Raw genomic sequence first — 18,982 nt, 5'->3', positions numbered from 1 at the left:
CTAGGAAAAAATTAACTAGCACCACGGGTATTCTATCTAAACTTTTTTATATTTTTGTAAGAATATCCCTGTACAGATAGTTACTATCAATAAACCAATGATTACAGCAAAACTAGATTTTTTACTACTTGTTTTAGGAAGAATGCTTTTTGATTTATTTGTTATCTGTTTAGGTACAGCTCTCTTACTAATATAATTGGTTCTTTGTTCGCTAGATTCCCCTGTATGAGCAAATATTTGCAATTTTTGAGAGAATAGATTTCTAATTTTCTCTCTCTCTGTCTTCTCTGGAAAATTTTTCCACGGTTTTATGTGGTTACCTGGTATAGCTATATTTGTTTTGCCCGGTATATAACTGTTTTTGATGTTATACCCGTCAATTGTCGTACTGTATTCTGGCACGTTGTCTTCCGTTACTGTATAGATGATTTCTTGCCCGTCTTTGTATTTTGGCAGATTTGTGAAACGATAGCGCCAATCATCTTTTTCACTTACTTCTTTGTGTTGGATCGGTTGACCGTCGGCTAATAGATTCACTGTGATCGTTGTCGGTCGTTTGCCGTCTTGATTCTCATTGTCTTCCCATGTTTTTTGTCCTGAGACCTCTTTGGTTTCTGGCACATGGGTATTGGTAATAATGTTGTTTCCATCCTTTGTTTGTTTAACTTCACTGGTATAGCCAGCTACTTTGGTCAACTCTTCCACTCGATAAGTGACAGCTTGACCTTTCGCCTTTTCTGCCAATTCGTTCCATGTGGTCGTCCAGTGATTCTCCTCGCTCAGTTCTACTGCTTCGCCTATTTTTTGGTTATTAGCATACAGCTGGACTTGGATACTTTGAGGTCGTACCCCGTCTTGGTTATTTCCATCATCCCATACTTTAGTAGCACTTAGGCTAGTTTTGCCCGGTGTATAACTGTTTTTGATGTTATACCCTTCAATCGTCGTACTGTATTCTGGTACGTTGTCTTCCGTTACTGTATAAATGATTTCTTGGCCGTCTTTGTATTTTGGCAGATTTGTGAAACGATAGCGCCAATCATCTTTTTCACTTACTTCTTTGTGTTGGATCGGTTGACCGTCGGCTAATAGATTCACTGTGATCGTTGTCGGTCGTTTGCCGTCTTGATTCTCATTGTCTTCCCATGTTTTTTGTCCTGAGACTGAAATGACTTCTTTATTCTCATTGGTAACGACTAGCCCGTTTTCAATTTTTTGATAACCTGAAGGGACGTAATCATTTCCGTTTTGGTCTACTTCTTGCACTTTAAACGTATATTCGTTTCCGCTATCATCATACTGTTGGATATCTTCCCAAGTCACTGAAGTTATTCCATTATCTAATCGTTTTGTTTCTGCATCAGGAACTGGTTCCCAATTGTTTGTACTTGCTCTGAATAATTTGAAATAAATACTTGGTCTGGGAGTGGTTCCACCGTTCCAAATTTTAGTTGCTGTGATGTTCGTAACCTTTTTCTTGTTATAAATAGGTAAACTGACTCCCTCTGTATCATTTTCGTTTATGGAGAATTTGAGTTCATTTGAACTTAGTGGATCAAAATCAATCCAATTGGGTGCTTCTTTTTCTTTTACAACATAATCTCCTACTTGCAGACCTTTGATACTAACTTCTCCCTGTTCATTCGAAGTCAATAGGATACTAGACTGTCCTTGAATAGGCTGTTCATCTGCTCGTCTTAATTCGAAAGTCACATTTGGGATACCAATCTCTGTGCCATTGATATATTTGAAAATCTTCAATTCGCCTCTAACTGTACCGTTGACTCCACCAGAAGCTGAAATATTTTTAACTGTATGATTGAAACTTTCTCCATCAACAGCAGGTTTATTAACTTCTTTAAACCAAGCTTTCGAATGATTCTCAAAACTTGTTTGTTCTGGTTCTTCTATGATCGTCTTATAACTCACCATTATTATTCTAAGATTGACAAAGTTTTTTGGTATAGTTATTTCAATGTAATTATCATTTACTGAAAAATCAAATGTAGCACCGGGGAAATCTTGTAAAAATTGTTGGATTCCCTCTTCTCCTCTGTAAACTTTCTGTTCACCTAAGTGTATTTGATTAATTTCAAACGCACTTGGATCTAATCTTTGTCCACTTTGGATTTCATCGCTGATTTTAACTGGTTGTTCAACGTAAGTGCCGTTATTGTTAATATTCAAAAACCATCGAATGTGCTCAGTATCTTCAGGAAGCATGTCTCCTGTTTTATAATAAAAAACGCTAGAAGAAGAACCAGAAGCTGGCTTTGTCACATTTACAGTAGCCGTTTTGTCACCGCTCGTCACGGTGAATGGCCCCGTATTTTCTTCACCAGTATCGGTTACGTTTCTGGCCTGTATCTCAAATTGCCCCCAACCTTCTACTGAGTCTATGTTTTTAATATTTTCATTAAATACAACCTGTGCAGAATCTTTTCTGACCGTTAAAGTTCCAACATTTTTATTTTCAATCATTAATGGGATTTCTTTTTGAAATCCTTCACCGCGAATATTTCCTTCACTTGGCCAATTGATCCAAAGATAATCACCTGGCTGGATGTCTTTTTTTTTTTCGTCAAACGAGAATTTTACTTTTATGTTTCCTCCATCTGTAATATTCGTTGGATCCACGGTCAACGAAGTGACATTACTGCTGATATCTCTGCCTGAATCCGCATAGACATGAACAGGAATCAGTGATGTTATATTAGTAATAATAAATAACATTGATAAAATAATATTTCTACACTTTTTCATTTTTTCTATCTCCCCTATTTTAACTAAAAATAAAACCTACCATATCATCTCTCAAAAATCCTTTCTTCAATTCCTCCCCACTCATTTCCAATCTTTTAACTAAAAAATTGATAGTTATTTTACAAATATTTATAAAAAATAAATATGCCAAAAAACTGTTTTTACAAGGTTTTTCCTAATGCAAATTATTTTTTCGCATATATTCATTTTATTTTACTTATTGCTTTCATTTTTTCAATCTATATTTCCAATTTTTAACTTACAAAAATGCAACGTGCATAAATAACTATAGTTGCATAAAATATTCTTTTAATTAGCATTATTATTTTATAACAGCTGTTTTTATGTTAAATAAAGAATAAAACACAATATAAAAAATACAGACTTTGTTCAAATAAACGAACTTAGCCTGTATTCTGTGATTGACGCTACTTTTTAATTCATTGAGATGAATAATCCATTTTTATAAATGCCCAAAAGTAATCGGTGCCGAAGCCATTCCTCGACCTAATTCTTTTTCAAATTTTCCTATTGTTGATATCTCCATATAAAACGGTGAGACTGGTTTAGACAATTCTCCCTTGATTGCTAACGGACGTAAACTACGTTCCAAATTATTCATGACTTTAGGATAATACTGACCTTTTTCTAAGCCTGTTTTTGCTTCTATCAGAAGTATACGTTCCTTTTCATTGATCTCTGGATTTAAAACGAGATCATATAATTTTAGTACCATGTTTTCTATTTCTTCACTTTTAGACATCACGATTTCCTCCCAGAAATATTTTTCTCCCCACTACATTCTATACACAAATTATACGCCATTTTTAGTGGTTTTTAAATCACACAGACATAAAGAAAAAAGACAGATACCCAACCAGGGTATCTGTCTTTTGCTTTATGCCAGCTATAGGGATCGAACCTACGACCTACGCGTTACGAGTGCGTTGCTCTACCAACTGAGCTAAGCTGGCCTTATCCAAAAGAAATTATATACTCTATTTGGCTGATTGTAAAGAGTTCGATGGAAAATTAGTTTAATTTCATGATATTTTTCATAAAACGTGGTATAATTGATGTGAAAGGCAGGTTTTATGAAAATGGCAACTTTTGGAAAATTTGATACAACTATCGTACCATCGGAAATTGGTGAAAAATTCAAGATCAATACTCACGTAATGTTCACGATTCACGGCAAGCCGCAAACTGGAACGATTTCAAAACAATTGAAAAATTCCGCTGTTGTTGAGATTGATGAAACTGCAGAAAATGCGAACTTGATGACGCAAAGCAAGGGTGTAGTAATCGTTAACTACAAAGAACTTAAAAAGATTTGAATTTGACCATCTCTGCATTTTTGGGATGGTTTTTTTATATACAAACGAAAGCTGTGAAAAAGCTGCTCTGCCTCAAACATTAAAAATGACCAAAAAGGATGTGACAAAAGTTGTGTCACATCCTTTTTCATTTTCACTTATTTTGTACCAAACAAACGGTCACCCGCATCCCCTAGTCCAGGAACGATATAACCATGTTCATTCAATTTTTCATCTAGAGAAGCTGTATAGATATCAATATCAGGATGCGCTTCTTGCAAAGCTTTTACTCCCTCAGGTGCTGCTACCAAACAAACGAATTTGATGTTCGACGCGCCACGTTCTTTCAATGCATCGATTGCCATGATTGCTGATCCGCCTGTTGCCAACATTGGATCTACTACAAACAACTGACGTGCATCAATGTCTTCTGGAAGTTTGACGAAATATTCATGTGGCTCAAATGTTTCTTCATCTCGATAAAGACCGATATGGCCCACTTTAGCAGCTGGAATCAATTCCAAGATACCATCAACCATTCCGATACCTGCACGCAAGATTGGAATAATCGCTACTTTTTTACCGGACAACGTTTTTTGTGTTGTTTCAGTGATCGGTGTTTCGATCACGATGTCTTCCAACGGCATATCCCGTGATACTTCATATGCCATCAACATAGCGATTTCATCGACTACTTCACGAAAAACCTTTGTTCCGCAGTTTTTGTCCCGAATAATAGTTAGTTTGTGTTGAATCAATGGATGATCGATCACTTGAAATTTGCCCATTTTTTAAGCTCTCCTTTGTTCTGTCGTTTCTTTTTAATTGTAAAACAAAATCAAGTGATTGACTAGTCAAACTCGCCATTTTTCCTAAGAAAATCCTTTTTTGAAAAGAAGTTTTCCTGCTGACAAGCAAAGCTTATTCTTTTTCCATGATCCAAGAAGTAGATAATGCCATTGCTGCACGCGCTGCCTTTGTCTGATCCATAGCATTTACCATGACGAAATCATGGATGATTCCTTGGAAGCGTACTTGTGTAACAGGAACCCCTGCATCACGAAGTTTGCGTGCATAAGCCTCGCCTTCCTCTCTTAATACATCCGCTTCTCCTGTCAAAATCATTGCTGGAGGTAGATCTTTTAGTTCATTCAGGTCTGCTCTCAAAGGCGAAGCTGTGATTTCAGCACGTTCTTCTTCATTCGTCGTATATTGATCCCAAAACCATCTCATTCCATCTCTCGTCAAAAAATAGTTTTCTCCGAATTCATGATAGGTATCTGTATCAAAATCAGCGTTGGTAACTGGATAATACAGCAATTGTTTAGATATTGGGAGCCCTTTTCGTTCTTTTGTTAAGATCGTCATGACTGTAGCCATGTTACCACCTACTGAATCTCCTGCAACAATTAGATTCTCGAGATCCAGATTTTTTGACTTGGCTAATTTATTCAGCTGTTGCAACACAGCATAATTTTGTTCAATTGCTGTTGGATATTTCGCTTCAGGTGATCGACTATATTCTGGAAAGACAACGACAGAATTCGTGCGGACCGAAAGTTCTCTGATCAATTTATCATGGGTTTGAGCACTGCCAAAGACCCAACCAGCTCCATGGATATAAAAAATAACTGGTAATTTATCTATATTTCCTTCTGGTCGTACAAAACGAATATTGATTTTTCCCCATTCGCCAGTATCTACCATCAAGTCTTCAATATCAACGGAATATTTGTTCACAGGTGATCCTTGTACTTCTTCCAGTAATGCTCTTCCTTCTTCCGGTGCTAGTTCATAGATTCGCGGATGAGGTGCATTTGCATCACTGAATGCTATGGCTTCCTTTTCTAACGAGATACGATCAGTCATGACTTTTCCTCCCTGAGATTTAATGTGAAGACTAAAATTACACCTCATATACTAGAGAGCATCATCGATATTGTCAAAGAATCCGTTTTCTCCAAAAAAAATAAACAGAAAAGTCCAGCATTGAACTTTTCTGTTTTATATGGAATTTAAATTTTTATTTTTTGTGCAATGGAAATTTTTCAGTTAATTCGCGTACACCTGTTTTGACTTCGTCTAGTTGAGCATTGTCGCCTTTTGCTTGTAATGCTTTGACAACTAATTCAGCCACTTTTACAGCATCTTCTTCTTTGAATCCGCGAGTAGTGATTGCTGGTGTACCGATTCGGATGCCGCTTGTTTTGAATGGACTTAGTGTTTCAAAAGGAATCGAGTTTTTATTTACCGTGATATTCACACTGTCCAAAATACTCTCTGCTTCTTTTCCATTTATACCTAACTCACGAACATCGATCAGCATCAGATGATTATCTGTCGCTCCTGAAATGACTCTTGTTCCGATTGCTTGATTGAATACTTTGACCATTGCTTTTGCATTGGCAATGATTTGTTCACTATATTCTTTAAATGCAGGATCTAGTGCTTCTTTGAATGCCGCTGCCTTCCCAGCAATCACATGCTCTAGAGGTCCGCCTTGAATACCTGGGAAGACCGCACTATTGATTTTTTTCGCTAATGCTTCATCGTTTGTCAAAATCATGCCGCCTCGAGGTCCGCGCAATGTTTTGTGAGTGGTAGTCGTTGTGATATCTGCATAAGGAACTGGATTAGGATGAAGTCCTGCTGCTACTAATCCTGCGATATGTGCCATATCTACCATCAGTTTTGCGCCTACTTCATCTGCGATTTCTCTGAATTTCGCAAAATCGATCGTTCGTCCATAAGCACTGGCACCTGCTACAATCAATTTTGGTTGATGTTTTCTAGCTAAAATACGTACCACATTATAATCAATAACTTCTGTTGTCGGATCAACACCGTAAGCAACAAAGTGATAGGTTTTGCCACTGAAGTTGACTGGTGATCCATGTGTTAGATGTCCGCCTGCGTAAAGATCCATTCCTAAGATCGTGTCCCCTGGTTCTACCAAAGCGAGATAAGCAGCCGTGTTGGCTTGAGAGCCGGAGTGAGGTTGGACGTTCGCAAATTTTGCTCCGAATAATTCTTTTGCACGGTCAATCGCTAAATTTTCAACGATGTCGACAAATTCACATCCACCATAATAGCGATGCCCTGGATAACCTTCTGCGTATTTATTTGTCAAAATACTTCCTTGCGCAGCCATCACTGCTTCGGAGACAAAGTTTTCAGAGGCAATCAGCTCCAAATTATGTTCTTGTCTTTCTTCTTCTTTGGCGATCGCAGCCCAAAGATCAGGGTCAAACGTTTTGTAATCTACCACAAACAACAGCTCCTTTTTATTTTCCTACAATTTTATTTTTCCCATCAAAAACAAATTGCCAAATATTCGTATCTCTTCTATTTACACTTCGTTTTTCGTTCACTGATAGAAGATTTACTTGATAGCATTGTATCATACTAAAAGAATGCGGCAATAACCAATTGATCATTTTTCAAAATAATTTTGCCCAGCTGCTTTTTTCAAGCGATTCATATAAGCATTCCCCAATCCAGTTTCTGGATATACTTGTACAAAAATCAAATCTAATCCAAGTGTTGGTTCATCTAATCCTCTTAGACCTGCAAACAATCCTTTAGCCGCCGCTTCTACTGAGTTGTCGTTATACATATAAACAGCTGCAGTATCTGTCCGCACTTGATCCGCAATTTCGGGGCTTGCTATGACACCTGCACGGATCTTCTTATTTTTTGCCCATTGAACTGCAATTGACCAATCGCTATCTCTGACCATCAGAACACGTGTATCGGGTGAGTAGTGTTTGTATTTCATCCCAGGCGCTTTTGGTGTTTCATTTTCTTTTACAAGATGCTGATCAACAGCAACAGGAGATCCGATGACTGCTTCGATTTGTTCTTTCGTTACTGCACCTGGTCGTAAGATCATAGGCATGGCTGTTGGATTACTTAAATCAAGAACAGTGGATTCTACACCAATTCGCGTAGCTCCATCCTCAATGATCCCGGTAATTTTTCCTTGTAGATCATGGAATACATGATCTGCAGTTGTCGGACTTGGTTTTCCCGACGTATTTGCACTTGGACCGACAAGCGGAACCCCTGAAAGTTCGATTACTTCTAGTGTTTTTTTGTTATCCGGCATACGAAATGCAGCTGTGGATAATCCTCCTGTTACAACTGAGGGCAAGGTGTCTTTTTTGATTTTAAATATCAAAGTTAGTGGTCCAGGCCAGAAGTTCTTCACAATCTTCTCTGTTTCTGGATGAAAGTTGTCCACATACTCTTTTACTTGTTCAAAAGAGGCGACATGGACGATCAATGGATTGTCTTGAGGTCTTCCTTTTACAGAAAACACTTTCTTGACAGTATTGGGCAATAGAGCATTGGCGCCCAATCCATACACTGTTTCAGTAGGAAAAGCAACAAGTTCTCCTGCTTTCAGTGCTTTGGCTGCCTCTTTTAATTCAGTTTCATCATAACGTTTCGTTTCCACAGTTTATCCACAACCCCTTTTTCATACATTCTTGTTTTATCCAACTTTATCCTCAAGTTTTCCACTGTCTGTGGATAATCCATTTGTCAATAGTGGACAAACTTGTTGATAAGCCAAAAAGTCGTTTACATCCTTGTCAAATTAGTGTTTTTTTATAATAAAAAAACAAATAAAAATTTTTTCATCCACAACTTCAACTGTAGACTTGGATCATTCGTTCATTACCAAAAAGATCCTTTTTTATCGCTACTTTTTTATCTGGAAATGCTTGCTGGAATATTTTTTTTACTGCTTCACCTTGGCGAAATCCGATTTCTAAAAAAATCGTTCCATTTGGTTTTAGTACGCTTGGTGCTTCAACTGCTATTTTTTCATAAACAGCTAATCCATCGTTCTCCGCAAAAAGGGCCATCTTAGGTTCGAATGACCGGACACTTTCATCCATCAGTTCCCATTCATTCCGACTGATGTACGGCGGATTAGAAATAATCACATCAAATCGCCGATCCTGTACTGGTTCCAATGTATTCCCATGGTAAAAACTGATTTTCGTTCCTTCGTGCTGAGCATTTTCTTTCGCGACTTCTAACGCTTCTTCAGAAAGATCTACGGCAGATACATGCCAATTTTTTCTTGCTGCTTTCAAACTAATAGCAATCGCCCCAGTACCTGTCCCAATATCTATCACTTCCAATGGTACATCAGGCGTCTCGTCTAAACACCACTCCACTAACTCTTCTGTTTCTGGTCGAGGAATCAGTGTTGCTTCGGTTACCTTCAACCGATGATCATAAAAATCTGCATATCCTAGCAAATACTGAGGCGGATGATCTGCAAGCAGAAGTCGCAGATCTGTTTCGATCAACTGTTGTTCTTCTTCTGAAATCTCTTCGTTCATATGAAGGAGCCAATCAAGTTTTTTCCATTGTTTCCGTTCCAAAAATAAAAATTGGATACTGTATGCTTCTTTTCCATGATCCTCTAAAAAAGAAGAAGCCCGTGACAGGACTTCTCGATAGGTCATTTTACCCATTTTGCATAGCTTCCAGTTTTGATGTTTGATCATACATGATCAATGCATCAACGATTTCATCTAATTTCCCTGCTAAAATCTGATCTAATTTTTGGATAGTTAATCCGATACGGTGATCAGTCACGCGATTTTGCGGGAAATTATATGTCCGAATCCGTTCTGAACGATCCCCAGTTCCGACTGCTGATTTTCGATTGGCATCATATTCACTTTGTGCTTCTTGTTGGATCTTATCATACACACGAGCACGCAAGATTTTCATTGCTTTTTCACGGTTCTTGATCTGAGAACGTTCATCCTGCATAGCAACGACGATCCCTGTTGGTAAGTGAGTCAAACGTACAGCAGATGCTGTTTTATTGACGTGCTGTCCGCCAGCACCTGAAGCATGATAGATATCTGTGCGGATATCTTTGTCTTCAATATCGATCTCTACTTCTTCAGCTTCTGGCATCACGACAACTGTTGCTGTGGAAGTATGGATACGCCCTTGCGATTCAGTTGAAGGAACACGTTGGACACGGTGTGCACCACTTTCATATTTTAATTTCGAATAAACATTCTCTCCGGTAATCATCATGATCACTTCTTTGTATCCACCGATTCCGGTAACGTTCGCTTCCATCACTTCTGTTTTCCAACCTTGCGCTTCAGCATACTTTTGGTACATATTGAAAAGATCACCCGCGAATAAGGCTGCTTCGTCTCCACCTGCTGCTCCACGGATTTCCATGATGATATTTTTATCGTCATTTGGATCTTTTGGTAAAAGCAGGATCTTGATTTTTTCTTCTAAGACTTCTTTTTCTTTTTTTAACTCAGATAATTCTTCTTTTGCTAATTCAGCCATTTCATCATCCAGTTTTTCACCAAGCAGTTCTTCTGTATCGGTGATTCCTTGTACTACTTCTTTATAACGACGATAAACTTCGACTGTTTCGCGCGTGTTTGCTTCTTCTTTTGAAAGCTGCATAAAGCGCTTTGTATCAGAAATCACTTCTGGGTCGCTTAAAAGTTCTCCAAGCTCTTCATAACGGTCTTCAATTGATTGTAATTGATCGTACATGCTTATTCTCCTTCTGTAATCATTGATGGATGAAAGTAATGTTTTCGACAAACGGGGTAATAAGCTTCATTTCCGCCAATTTGCACTTGATCGCCTTCATAAACAGGTTTCCCATCAATATAATGTAAATTCATGATTGCTTTTTTGTGGCAGAACCAACAGATCGTTTTCATTTCTTCAATCTTGTCTGCGTAAAGCAATAAATATTTTGATCCTTCAAATAACTCGTTTCGAAAATCATTTTTCAAACCAAACGCCATAACCGGAATATCCAATTCATCCACGATTCTCGTAAAAGCAATGACATGTTTCTTTTTTAAGAACTGCGCTTCATCGATCAGCACACAATAGGGTTTGCTTTCCATGTTCTGAATCACGTCAAATACGTCTGTTTCTTCAAATATCGGCATTGCTTCACGTTTCAGTCCGATTCGGCTTGAAACAACGCCTAAACCATCTCTCGTATCAATACCGCTTGTCATCAAGACAACTGGTTTGTTTTGTTCTTCATAATTATGAGCGACTTTTAGGATCTCGATCGTCTTGCCGCTATTCATTGCGCCATACTTAAAAAATAGTTGTGCCATGCTCTTTTTCACCTTCCAGTTTGTTCCTATGGTATTATACTTGATTTTCAACATTTTTTACAGTGAGAATTTTCATCAAGCACAGATTATCGTTCAAATCCCTTGCTTACTTTTGTTCCAACTTTTTGACAGGAACTAAATAAGGCGATCCATTTCTCTCATCTTTCTGGAAAAATTACTGTCCTTGAAAATTCTTAGGAGTTATAAAAATAAGTACATCCGCTAAATACTTTCTTTTTGAATTGAGTATAGCATGTTTTCTTTCTTTTCACGTGCTATAATAAGTTAAAATTCCAAAGTTTTATGTAAGGAGCTATTTGATGACAAAAAATATTTTTGATTCCATCGCTAACCATTATGATTCCCCTGACCGTCAAGCATTAGCCAAAATTATTCGCGAAGAACTAACTACTTATCTACCGCGCGACAGCCACCAAAAAGTCCTGCTGGATTATGGAGGCGGAACTGGGCTTGTGAGTTTACCGCTTGCGGAAAGATTCAAAGAACTGATCATTGCCGATGCTTCAGAAACTATGTTGAAAATGGCAGAAGAAAAGATCCAAGCAGCAGATCTGAAAAATGTCCGCACGATCCACGCTGATGCCTCTGTCGAATTTCCTGCTGTCCCCTTCTATCACTCGTACTTTTGCACATTCCCGATACAGAGACTATTCTCATGAAACTTTACGAACTTTTAGCTCCTGGCGGTCAACTGATTATTGTAGATTTTGACAAGAATGAACAAATCAGTCATCCGAAAGTCCATAATGGTTTTACCCAAGAAGAATTGAACGATCGATTGAAAAAAACTGGCTTTGTCTCTACTGCTAGTCATACTTTTCATCGTGGAGAAAAGCTATTCATGAATAAACATGCGTCGCTTTTCTTATCCATCAGCCAAAAAGATTAAAAAGAAGCTGTGACAAAAATATGTCACAGCTTCTTTTTTCGTTTAAACGGTGTTCCAAAAGCAGCTTCTTATTTCTTGAAGCTGACCACTTCTGTCACAACCTCTTCTTTTTATTTTTTCATCAAATGATTTTGATTTCTGAAAGAGGCCAGTAGCGGAAAACAACTTTGCCTTGGATCATATCTTTGTCGACTAACCCAAACATTCGGCTGTCTTTTGAAATCAAACGGTTATCCCCCAGAACAAGATACTTTCCTTTCGGCACAGTATATTCAAAATCGCTCGTAAAGGTAGAGGCACTTTCTGCTTGTGCTTGGAACCCTGAACTATAAGCATACTCTCCTTGTAACTTATCTTTTGAAAATTCTTTTTTGAACTTATCTAGATAAGGCTCATCATACTTTTTGCCATTAATGGTCAACTGGTCATTTTCCATCTTGACTGTGTCCCCAGGCATACCAATGATTCGTTTAACGATCATTCGTTCTTCATCCCCTGGTTCCTTCGTAGTAATAATGTCCATTCGTTCATAGTTCGAGATTTTAGATGAAATCAGTCGTTGTCCATCACTTAATGTAGGGTCCATCGAATGTCCGTTTACAGTGACTGGTGTAAACACGTACACTCTAGCTAATAAAATAGCCGCTAATACAAGGATCAGAATCCCCCAATTTTTCAAAAATTCTTTCACAGCTTACCTCCTACTTATATTTCCTCGTTATTTATTACATTTTTTTACGATATTTCGTTGTACTCTCTTTATTCTACAATGTTTATAAATGAAAGGAAAGAATAAGTGACGTGTTCGTTCTATTTTTCTCGTTATATAAAAAAGGGGCATGACAAAAGTCATGTCACATCCCCTTATGAATGTCTTCTTCTTTGGCTCCGACTATAAACAACTTGTTCTTCTTGTGATTGTGCTTTTTTTGCAATTAATTTCAGGCGATAAGGCTCATGATAACGCAACCCGTCTTTGACAAAATCACCGCCAACGATGAACAATCCGACAGGTTCCAATGTGTCTTCTGTTGAGCTCAGTCGAATGGTCCCTACTTTTTCCATGTCCGAGTAGCTTCGTCCAATATTTAGAACATACTCTTTCTCACCTGTTTTCTTGACATAGTAATAAGGATACAATGTATTTCTGTCGACCAAAAATCCATCCATGCGACCGAGTTCATTTGTTTTGATCTCACCATTTCCAATCAAATACCGCATATTCTCGGCTAATTTCAATTGGTAATCTTCGTCATACGAAACCATGACCTCTTGTGTATTCACTTTATCGATCGAATTTCCATTATTGATCGTTTCTTCTGTCTGGATGTTGAACGCTTCATCAGGCAAATACTTCACAAAAAGCTGCGTGACATCGGCTTTCGTGTTTTTATCTAAAAAGTAATAAAATACATTTAAAACAGTAAAATAAACAAGCACTAGAAATGCAAGTCCATATAAGAAAAATTGAAGATAGTTTTGGTTTTGCCAAAGTCCATAAACAATTCTCAATAAATAAAGCGTGGGAATCACACTTAAAATCGTATATCCACGGTTAAGATATTTAGGACTGATGTCTAAATAGCCAAGGAATTTATGCACCCCGTTGATAAGGTCTAGTAAAAATGTCATTGAGAATCACCTGCTTGCTGGTTATACGCTTGGGTATTTCCTGAATCTTGGTTTTGCTGTGCTGTACGTGCTGCATCATCATTTTGCGTGTTATCATCTACAGTCGTACTGCTTGGTATCGTTTCGGAGCTAGCACTTGTATCCGGACTTGTACTTGGATTGGTTGAATCCGATGGAGTGCCATCTGGTACCGTATTACTTGTTTCGCTTGAGCTGTCAGTTGTATATGTCTCATCATACGACGAACTAGTTGTTGTATCGTCCCATGTACTTGTCGTAGTGGTTTCATTCAAACTTTCCGTTGTTGTTGGTTCAGATGTCGAGACTGAAGTAGTTGGTGTTGTTTCTTCTACAGTACTAGAACTTGAACTTGGTGCACGGTAGCTGGAACTATTCACAATACCTGTAGTAGTCGCGACAATCGTCGAGATTGTTAATACAGCGATTGGCTTCAAAATAGGTGCTACTTTTCGCATCTTATCTCTTCCTTCATTGAAATTTATTCTTGTTTCCTTACTTTACTACGGACAAATTATACAGTCTACCTTATTTCTATCATAAATTCTTTATTTTTTTCTTACGTTTTTCCGAAAGATTTCTTTAATTTTCATCCAAAACTACGGTCGATGTTTTTAAGTAAGCTTTTGCTTCCCGATTGATTTTTTTCAGATCACATCCTTGCTGCTTGGCAGCGAACACGCAACCACAATAACATTGGCGATAGATATCATACTCTTTGCACATTTGCAAAGAGCGTTCATAGCCTTTGTTTTTCTTGAAATCACTTGGCAAATATCGTGTCCCGTAAATCTTTTGGATATCCATTCCGATTTGATTGATCAAGGCTGCATTTTTCTTTGGTGAGATCGTCAGGGCACTTCCAAAATAATCGTATCCTAGTTCTTGCGCTTTTTGCGCAACAAGATCTAATCGCGTATTGAAGCATGCACTACAGCGAGCACCACCTTCTTTTTCGTCTTCAAGATGGTTGGTTAAAACCATTTTGGTGAATTCACTTGGACGGTATTCATCAACAATCAGCGCTACATGATGGTCAGTTTTCTCATTAAATTGGTCTACAAATCGTTTTTGTTCATGTAATCTCCGCAAATACTCACTTTTAGGATGGATATTCGAATTTGAAAAAAATAACGTGATATCTGCATACTGAGACATGAATTCCAATGTGTGCGTACTGCAAGGAGCACAGCATGTATGTATTAATATCTTAGGCTTTACTTCTTCTTTCTCCCATTGCATGATCATTTTTTTCAGAACTGTATCATAATTTATTTTTTGATTTTTCATTTTTTCTACGATTTGTTGGGCATTGATCAATTTGTTATTCCTCCTCCTTCTTTTTTCTAGGATTTGCTTTATTATAAGCCATTTCTATTTTAATCGAAAGCTGTATTGTTATCTGTTCAATAATTTCTTTGAGTATTCCTGATTCCCCTTGTATACTGGTAGAAACGACTATTGTCAGGAGGATAGTACTGTGCATGTTGATTTATTCTTTCAAAGGCTGCAGCGGCGAGGACAAAAGTTTGCTGCCAATCATTTCTCATCGATCCAAATCATCGTTTTTTATTATATATTGATGACGGTCTTATCACTCGTTCTATTTTATCTGCCGATTTTTCGCGAACCAGATAGCCATGTTTCTTTTGTGGACATGCTGTTCATGGCAATCAGTACAGTGAGTGTGACTGGACTATCGACTTTTGATATCAATTCTGTGTTCAATGATAACGGCATTATACTGCTGGAAATATTATTTCAAGTTGGTGGTTTGGGGATCATGATGATTTCTACTGCTTTTGTCATTTTTTCTAAACGACGAATCACATTGAAACAGCGGCAGCTGATCATGACGGATATGAATCAACCGCGTTTGTCTGGTATCGTCCGACTGATTCGGATCACTTTTGCTATTTTAATCTGGTTTCAATTACTTTTTGGGACATTCTTTTCTATTTATTTTTATTACAGAGGCTATTTTGATCGTTGGCGTGATGCCGTTTTTTATGGTTTTTATCAGGCGGTATCGGCTGTCACGAACTCTGGATTTGACGTCACTGGGGATTCCATCAAGCCCTTTGCACATGACTATTTTTTCTTGATTCTGATCATGTTTTTGATTTTTGTCGGCGGAATTGGTTTTCCTGTATTGATGGAGTGCCGGGAGTGGCTGTTATATAAACGTTCCAGTGCAAAGCTTCCATTTCGTTTTTCCTTGTTTACCAAATTAGCTGTGTTGGCTTTTGTCATCTTGTTCGTTTCGGGAACTATCTTAATTTATCTATTGGAAAAGGACCATTTATTCCAAGATTCCAGTATGAGTGTCAAATGGATCAATTCGATGTTTTATTCGATCACGACTCGTAATGCCGGTCTCCAGATTCACGATTTGAGTGATTTTCAGATTACGACACTGATTATTTTTTCTTTACTGATGTTTATCGGATGCAGTCCTAGTTCTGTAGGAGGCGGGATTCGAACAACTACTGTAGCGATCATCGGTTTGTATCTATACTCCTTCCTCAAGAGTGAGGATAATATCAATATTTTTGGACGAAGAATCGAACAAGATGATGTGCGAAAGTCAGTCGTTGTCTTTATGCTTTCTCTTGGTATGTGTTTCTTTTGTATCGTTTTTTTATCTGCTACAGAGGAACAAACACTGATCTCGATCATCGTCGAAGTAACTTCTGCTTTTGGAACAACTGGTTTGTCCTTAGGAATTACCGGCGACTTGTCTGTTGTAGGGAAAATTACGATTGCTGCCCTGATGTTTATTGGGCGGATTGGAATGCTGTATACATTGATGCTGTTCGTACCAAAAGAAACCCGAGATCTGGGCTATGAATATCCAAGTGAGAAAATCATTATTGGTTAATAATGAAAAGACCGATGAGGAGTAATAAAATCACAGCAGCTTGAAACAATCATTTTGTTTCAAGCTGTTTTTTTGTTAAATCATGCGGTTTTGTCCGATTTCATGCACTTTCAGCCGTAACCTTTTCTTAAGAATAAGAAAAGCAATTTAACCTTTTTTTCAACATATGGTATGATTAGTTGAATTTATTCGTCAGCAAATCGTTTTTGGAGGTTACATAATGGGAATACGCAGTCATTTTGCGATTGCAGTTGGGAAAACGTCGCAATGGGCATTAAAAACTTTTTTTAAAGGCGGATCAAGTTTACCAGGTAAACTAGCGCTGAAAGTCGATCCACATATACTAGATAGCTTGGCAAAAGACTACCAAGTCGTCGTTGTTACCGGAACAAACGGTAAAACATTGACTACCGCTTTAACAGTCAATATTTTGCGCCAGCAATTCGATGAAGTTCTAACCAACCCTACTGGTGCGAATATGGTACAGGGAATTGTATCGACTTTCTTGCAGGCAAAACCAAAAAAAGGACAGAAAAAATTTGCTGTCCTAGAAATAGATGAAGCAAGTTTGAGCAAAGTCACAGAATATATGAAACCAGAACTATTTTTATTTACAAATATTTTCCGTGATCAAATGGATCGGTATGGAGAAATTTATACGACCTATAAAATGATTGTAGACGGTGCTGCAAAGTCACCAAATGCAACGATTATCAGTAACGGTGATTCACCGATCTTCAATTCGATCGAAACAGTTAATCCTAGAAAATATTATGGCTTTGACCATGAAGAAGATCGTGAACAAATGGCGCATTACAATACAGACGGTGTCTTGTGTCCAAATTGTCATCACATCCTGCATTATAAAATGATCACTTATGCAAACTTAGGAAAATATTACTGTCCAAATTGTGACTTCAAACGACCTGAACTGGATTACCGATTGACTGATATGGTACGGATGGACAATGTTTCAGCAGATTTTGTGATCGATGGTCATGAATATGGAATCGAAGTTGGTGGTATGTATAACGTCTACAACGCTTTAGCAGCTACTGCAGTGGCGGAGTACTTCAATGTCGATCCTGATAAAATCAAACAAGGGTTAGGATATGACGAGAAAGTGTTCGGCCGACAAGAAGTCATCAATATCAATGGAAAAAAATGTACATTAGTACTTGTCAAAAATCCTGTAGGTATCAATCAAGTAATCGATATGATTGGTCTAGCTCCTTATCCATTTTCTTTAGTGGCTTTATTGAATGCCAATTACGCAGACGGAATCGATGTCAGCTGGATTTGGGATGGTAATTTTGAAAACTTTGCCGATATGGATATCCCAGCCGTTATTTCTGGAGGAGACCGTCATACAGATATGACTTTACGTCTGAAAGTTGCCGGGATTCCAGAAAATAAATTGACAGAAACAAAAGAATTACCAGAAGTAATCGAAAAAATCAAAGAATTGCCAACTGAACATGTCTATATCTTAGCTACTTACACTGCTGTATTGCAGCTGCGTAAAGAACTAGCGGCTCAAGGATTTATCAAAGGAGGAATGAATCGTGGCTAATTATGAACTCAATATCGCCCACCTTTATGGAAATTTGATGAACACATATGGCGATAACGGAAACCTTTTGATGTTGAAATATGTAGCAGAAAAAATGGAGGTTTCTTGCCATACGGAGATCGTTAGTATACATGAACCTTTTGATGCTGATAAATATGACCTGGTTTTCTTTGGCGGTGGTCAAGACTTTGAGCAACTGATCATTTCAAAAGACATCCAGAAAAAGAAAGATTCTTTGATCAACTATATCGAAAATGATGGTGTCATGTTAGCCATTTGCGGTGGTTATCAATTGCTAGGTCACTACTACATGGGAGCCAACGGAGAAAAGATCCAAGGTATCAGTGCACTGGATCACTACACATTAAGTCAGGAAAATAACCGGTTTATCGGTGACATTGTCATCCATAATGAAGAATTCAATGAAACTTATTATGGATTTGAAAACCACAATGGTCGGACTTTCTTAGGTGAAGGTGAACGGCCTTTGGGTAAAGTGGTACAAGGTCAAGGAAACAATGGGGAAGATCAATCCGAAGGTGTCATTTACCGAAATGTCTTCGGTTCTTATTTCCACGGACCTATCCTTGCAAGAAATGAGAAATTAGCAGCTCGCTTGATCCGCCTAGCTTTAGAACAACGTTACGGTAAAGAGTTGGACCTGCCCTATCTTGAAGGACAAACAGCCTAGTTATTCGAAAAAGGGGAATGTGACAAAAGTTGCGTCACATTTCCCTTTTTCGT

General features: G+C 37.9%; 17 protein-coding genes, 1 tRNA gene and 1 pseudogene. 5 read left to right on the top strand and 14 right to left on the bottom strand.

Annotated elements, in window-relative coordinates; translation table 11 throughout:
• Positions 1–36: 36 nt before the first annotated feature.
• The 3 genes from HMPREF2731_RS06415 to HMPREF2731_RS06405 all read right to left on the bottom strand — a co-directional run bounded on the left by HMPREF2731_RS06415 (position 37) and on the right by HMPREF2731_RS06405 (position 3,737).
• Positions 37–2,763 (bottom strand): Cna B-type domain-containing protein, encoded by a 2,727-nt coding sequence (locus tag HMPREF2731_RS06415; protein ID WP_083325478.1) that lies wholly within the window; start codon positions 2,761–2,763, stop codon positions 37–39.
• A 463-nt stretch (positions 2,764–3,226) separates the two neighbouring features.
• Positions 3,227–3,526, bottom strand: coding sequence for a bacteriocin immunity family protein (locus HMPREF2731_RS06410; RefSeq protein ID WP_002291543.1), 300 nt, complete (start codon positions 3,524–3,526; stop codon positions 3,227–3,229).
• A gap of 138 nt (positions 3,527–3,664) precedes the next feature.
• Positions 3,665–3,737, bottom strand: a tRNA-Thr gene (locus tag HMPREF2731_RS06405).
• Positions 3,738–3,857: 120 nt separating this feature from the next.
• Here HMPREF2731_RS06405 and HMPREF2731_RS06400 point away from each other — a divergent pair.
• Positions 3,858–4,100 (top strand): hypothetical protein, encoded by a 243-nt coding sequence (locus HMPREF2731_RS06400; RefSeq protein WP_002291542.1) that lies wholly within the window; start codon positions 3,858–3,860, stop codon positions 4,098–4,100.
• A gap of 137 nt (positions 4,101–4,237) precedes the next feature.
• On the opposite strand, the gene upp is transcribed toward HMPREF2731_RS06400, so the two are convergent.
• The 7 genes from upp to HMPREF2731_RS06365 form a co-directional block, all read right to left on the bottom strand.
• The gene (gene upp / locus HMPREF2731_RS06395) at positions 4,238–4,867 is read right to left on the bottom strand and encodes a uracil phosphoribosyltransferase (protein ID WP_002291540.1); all 630 of its coding nucleotides are present in this window, start codon (positions 4,865–4,867) and stop codon (positions 4,238–4,240) included.
• A 133-nt stretch (positions 4,868–5,000) separates the two neighbouring features.
• Positions 5,001–5,948: an alpha/beta hydrolase gene (locus tag HMPREF2731_RS06390; RefSeq protein WP_002328941.1), complete on the bottom strand. Its 948-nt coding sequence runs from the start codon at positions 5,946–5,948 to the stop codon at positions 5,001–5,003.
• Positions 5,949–6,102: 154 nt separating this feature from the next.
• The gene (glyA, locus tag HMPREF2731_RS06385) at positions 6,103–7,347 is read right to left on the bottom strand and encodes a serine hydroxymethyltransferase (RefSeq protein WP_070872604.1); all 1,245 of its coding nucleotides are present in this window, start codon (positions 7,345–7,347) and stop codon (positions 6,103–6,105) included.
• Positions 7,348–7,512: 165 nt separating this feature from the next.
• Complete coding sequence (locus HMPREF2731_RS06380; protein WP_002291530.1) at positions 7,513–8,538, bottom strand: L-threonylcarbamoyladenylate synthase; 1,026 nt, start codon at positions 8,536–8,538, stop codon at positions 7,513–7,515.
• Between the two features lie 193 nt (positions 8,539–8,731).
• The gene (prmC, locus tag HMPREF2731_RS06375) at positions 8,732–9,571 is read right to left on the bottom strand and encodes a peptide chain release factor N(5)-glutamine methyltransferase (protein WP_002291522.1); all 840 of its coding nucleotides are present in this window, start codon (positions 9,569–9,571) and stop codon (positions 8,732–8,734) included.
• Positions 9,564–10,637, bottom strand: a complete 1,074-nt coding sequence (gene prfA, locus HMPREF2731_RS06370) for a peptide chain release factor 1 (protein WP_002291519.1) — start codon at positions 10,635–10,637, stop codon at positions 9,564–9,566. The genes prmC and prfA overlap by 8 nt, the downstream gene beginning before the upstream one ends.
• A 2-nt stretch (positions 10,638–10,639) precedes the next feature.
• Complete coding sequence (locus HMPREF2731_RS06365; protein ID WP_002291517.1) at positions 10,640–11,224, bottom strand: thymidine kinase; 585 nt, start codon at positions 11,222–11,224, stop codon at positions 10,640–10,642.
• Between the two features lie 320 nt (positions 11,225–11,544).
• Between HMPREF2731_RS06365 and HMPREF2731_RS14320 the strand changes: the two are divergent.
• Positions 11,545–12,134, top strand: a pseudogene (locus tag HMPREF2731_RS14320) (class I SAM-dependent methyltransferase).
• 121 nt (positions 12,135–12,255) lie between these two features.
• Here the strand turns inward: HMPREF2731_RS14320 and lepB are convergent.
• The 4 genes from lepB to HMPREF2731_RS06335 all read right to left on the bottom strand — a co-directional run bounded on the left by lepB (position 12,256) and on the right by HMPREF2731_RS06335 (position 15,104).
• Positions 12,256–12,825, bottom strand: coding sequence for a signal peptidase I (gene lepB / locus HMPREF2731_RS06350; protein WP_002291512.1), 570 nt, complete (start codon positions 12,823–12,825; stop codon positions 12,256–12,258).
• A gap of 173 nt (positions 12,826–12,998) precedes the next feature.
• Positions 12,999–13,766, bottom strand: coding sequence for a DUF6681 family protein (locus tag HMPREF2731_RS06345; protein WP_002291511.1), 768 nt, complete (start codon positions 13,764–13,766; stop codon positions 12,999–13,001).
• Positions 13,763–14,242 carry a hypothetical protein gene (locus tag HMPREF2731_RS06340; protein WP_002291510.1) on the bottom strand — a complete coding sequence of 160 codons (480 nt, stop codon included), beginning with the start codon at positions 14,240–14,242 and terminating at the stop codon, positions 13,763–13,765. The genes HMPREF2731_RS06345 and HMPREF2731_RS06340 overlap by 4 nt, the downstream gene beginning before the upstream one ends.
• Positions 14,243–14,366: 124 nt before the next feature.
• The gene (locus HMPREF2731_RS06335) at positions 14,367–15,104 is read right to left on the bottom strand and encodes an epoxyqueuosine reductase QueH (protein WP_002291509.1); all 738 of its coding nucleotides are present in this window, start codon (positions 15,102–15,104) and stop codon (positions 14,367–14,369) included.
• 160 nt (positions 15,105–15,264) lie between these two features.
• Between HMPREF2731_RS06335 and HMPREF2731_RS06330 the strand changes: the two genes are divergently transcribed.
• From HMPREF2731_RS06330 to HMPREF2731_RS06320, 3 genes are all read left to right on the top strand, one after another.
• Positions 15,265–16,665: a TrkH family potassium uptake protein gene (locus HMPREF2731_RS06330; RefSeq protein WP_002291505.1), complete on the top strand. Its 1,401-nt coding sequence runs from the start codon at positions 15,265–15,267 to the stop codon at positions 16,663–16,665.
• 220 nt (positions 16,666–16,885) lie between these two features.
• Positions 16,886–18,238 (top strand): Mur ligase family protein, encoded by a 1,353-nt coding sequence (locus tag HMPREF2731_RS06325; RefSeq protein WP_002287244.1) that lies wholly within the window; start codon positions 16,886–16,888, stop codon positions 18,236–18,238.
• The gene (locus HMPREF2731_RS06320) at positions 18,231–18,929 is read left to right on the top strand and encodes a type 1 glutamine amidotransferase (RefSeq protein ID WP_002291503.1); all 699 of its coding nucleotides are present in this window, start codon (positions 18,231–18,233) and stop codon (positions 18,927–18,929) included. Before HMPREF2731_RS06325 ends, HMPREF2731_RS06320 begins: the two co-directional genes overlap by 8 nt.
• The last annotated feature ends 53 nt before the right edge of the window (positions 18,930–18,982 follow it).

It is taken from the genome of Enterococcus sp. HMSC072F02 (assembly GCF_001837725.1).
Classification (GTDB): domain Bacteria; phylum Bacillota; class Bacilli; order Lactobacillales; family Enterococcaceae; genus Enterococcus_B; species Enterococcus_B lactis.
This window is presented reverse-complemented; position numbering and strand designations above follow the sequence as displayed.

What these genes read in the sequence shown, in the direction of transcription:
- HMPREF2731_RS06415 (WP_083325478.1), bottom strand. Translation starts at nt 2,763, where the DNA reads ATGAAAAAGTGTAGAAATATTATTTTATCAATGTTATTTATTATTACT.
- HMPREF2731_RS06410 (WP_002291543.1), bottom strand. Translation starts at nt 3,526, where the DNA reads ATGTCTAAAAGTGAAGAAATAGAAAACATGGTACTAAAATTATATGAT.
- HMPREF2731_RS06400 (WP_002291542.1), top strand. Translation starts at nt 3,858, where the DNA reads ATGAAAATGGCAACTTTTGGAAAATTTGATACAACTATCGTACCATCG.
- upp (WP_002291540.1), bottom strand. Translation starts at nt 4,867, where the DNA reads ATGGGCAAATTTCAAGTGATCGATCATCCATTGATTCAACACAAACTA.
- HMPREF2731_RS06390 (WP_002328941.1), bottom strand. Translation starts at nt 5,948, where the DNA reads ATGACTGATCGTATCTCGTTAGAAAAGGAAGCCATAGCATTCAGTGAT.
- prmC (WP_002291522.1), bottom strand. Translation starts at nt 9,571, where the DNA reads ATGGGTAAAATGACCTATCGAGAAGTCCTGTCACGGGCTTCTTCTTTT.
- prfA (WP_002291519.1), bottom strand. Translation starts at nt 10,637, where the DNA reads ATGTACGATCAATTACAATCAATTGAAGACCGTTATGAAGAGCTTGGA.
- HMPREF2731_RS06365 (WP_002291517.1), bottom strand. Translation starts at nt 11,224, where the DNA reads ATGGCACAACTATTTTTTAAGTATGGCGCAATGAATAGCGGCAAGACG.
- HMPREF2731_RS06345 (WP_002291511.1), bottom strand. Translation starts at nt 13,766, where the DNA reads ATGACATTTTTACTAGACCTTATCAACGGGGTGCATAAATTCCTTGGC.
- HMPREF2731_RS06340 (WP_002291510.1), bottom strand. Translation starts at nt 14,242, where the DNA reads ATGCGAAAAGTAGCACCTATTTTGAAGCCAATCGCTGTATTAACAATC.
- HMPREF2731_RS06325 (WP_002287244.1), top strand. Translation starts at nt 16,886, where the DNA reads ATGGGAATACGCAGTCATTTTGCGATTGCAGTTGGGAAAACGTCGCAA.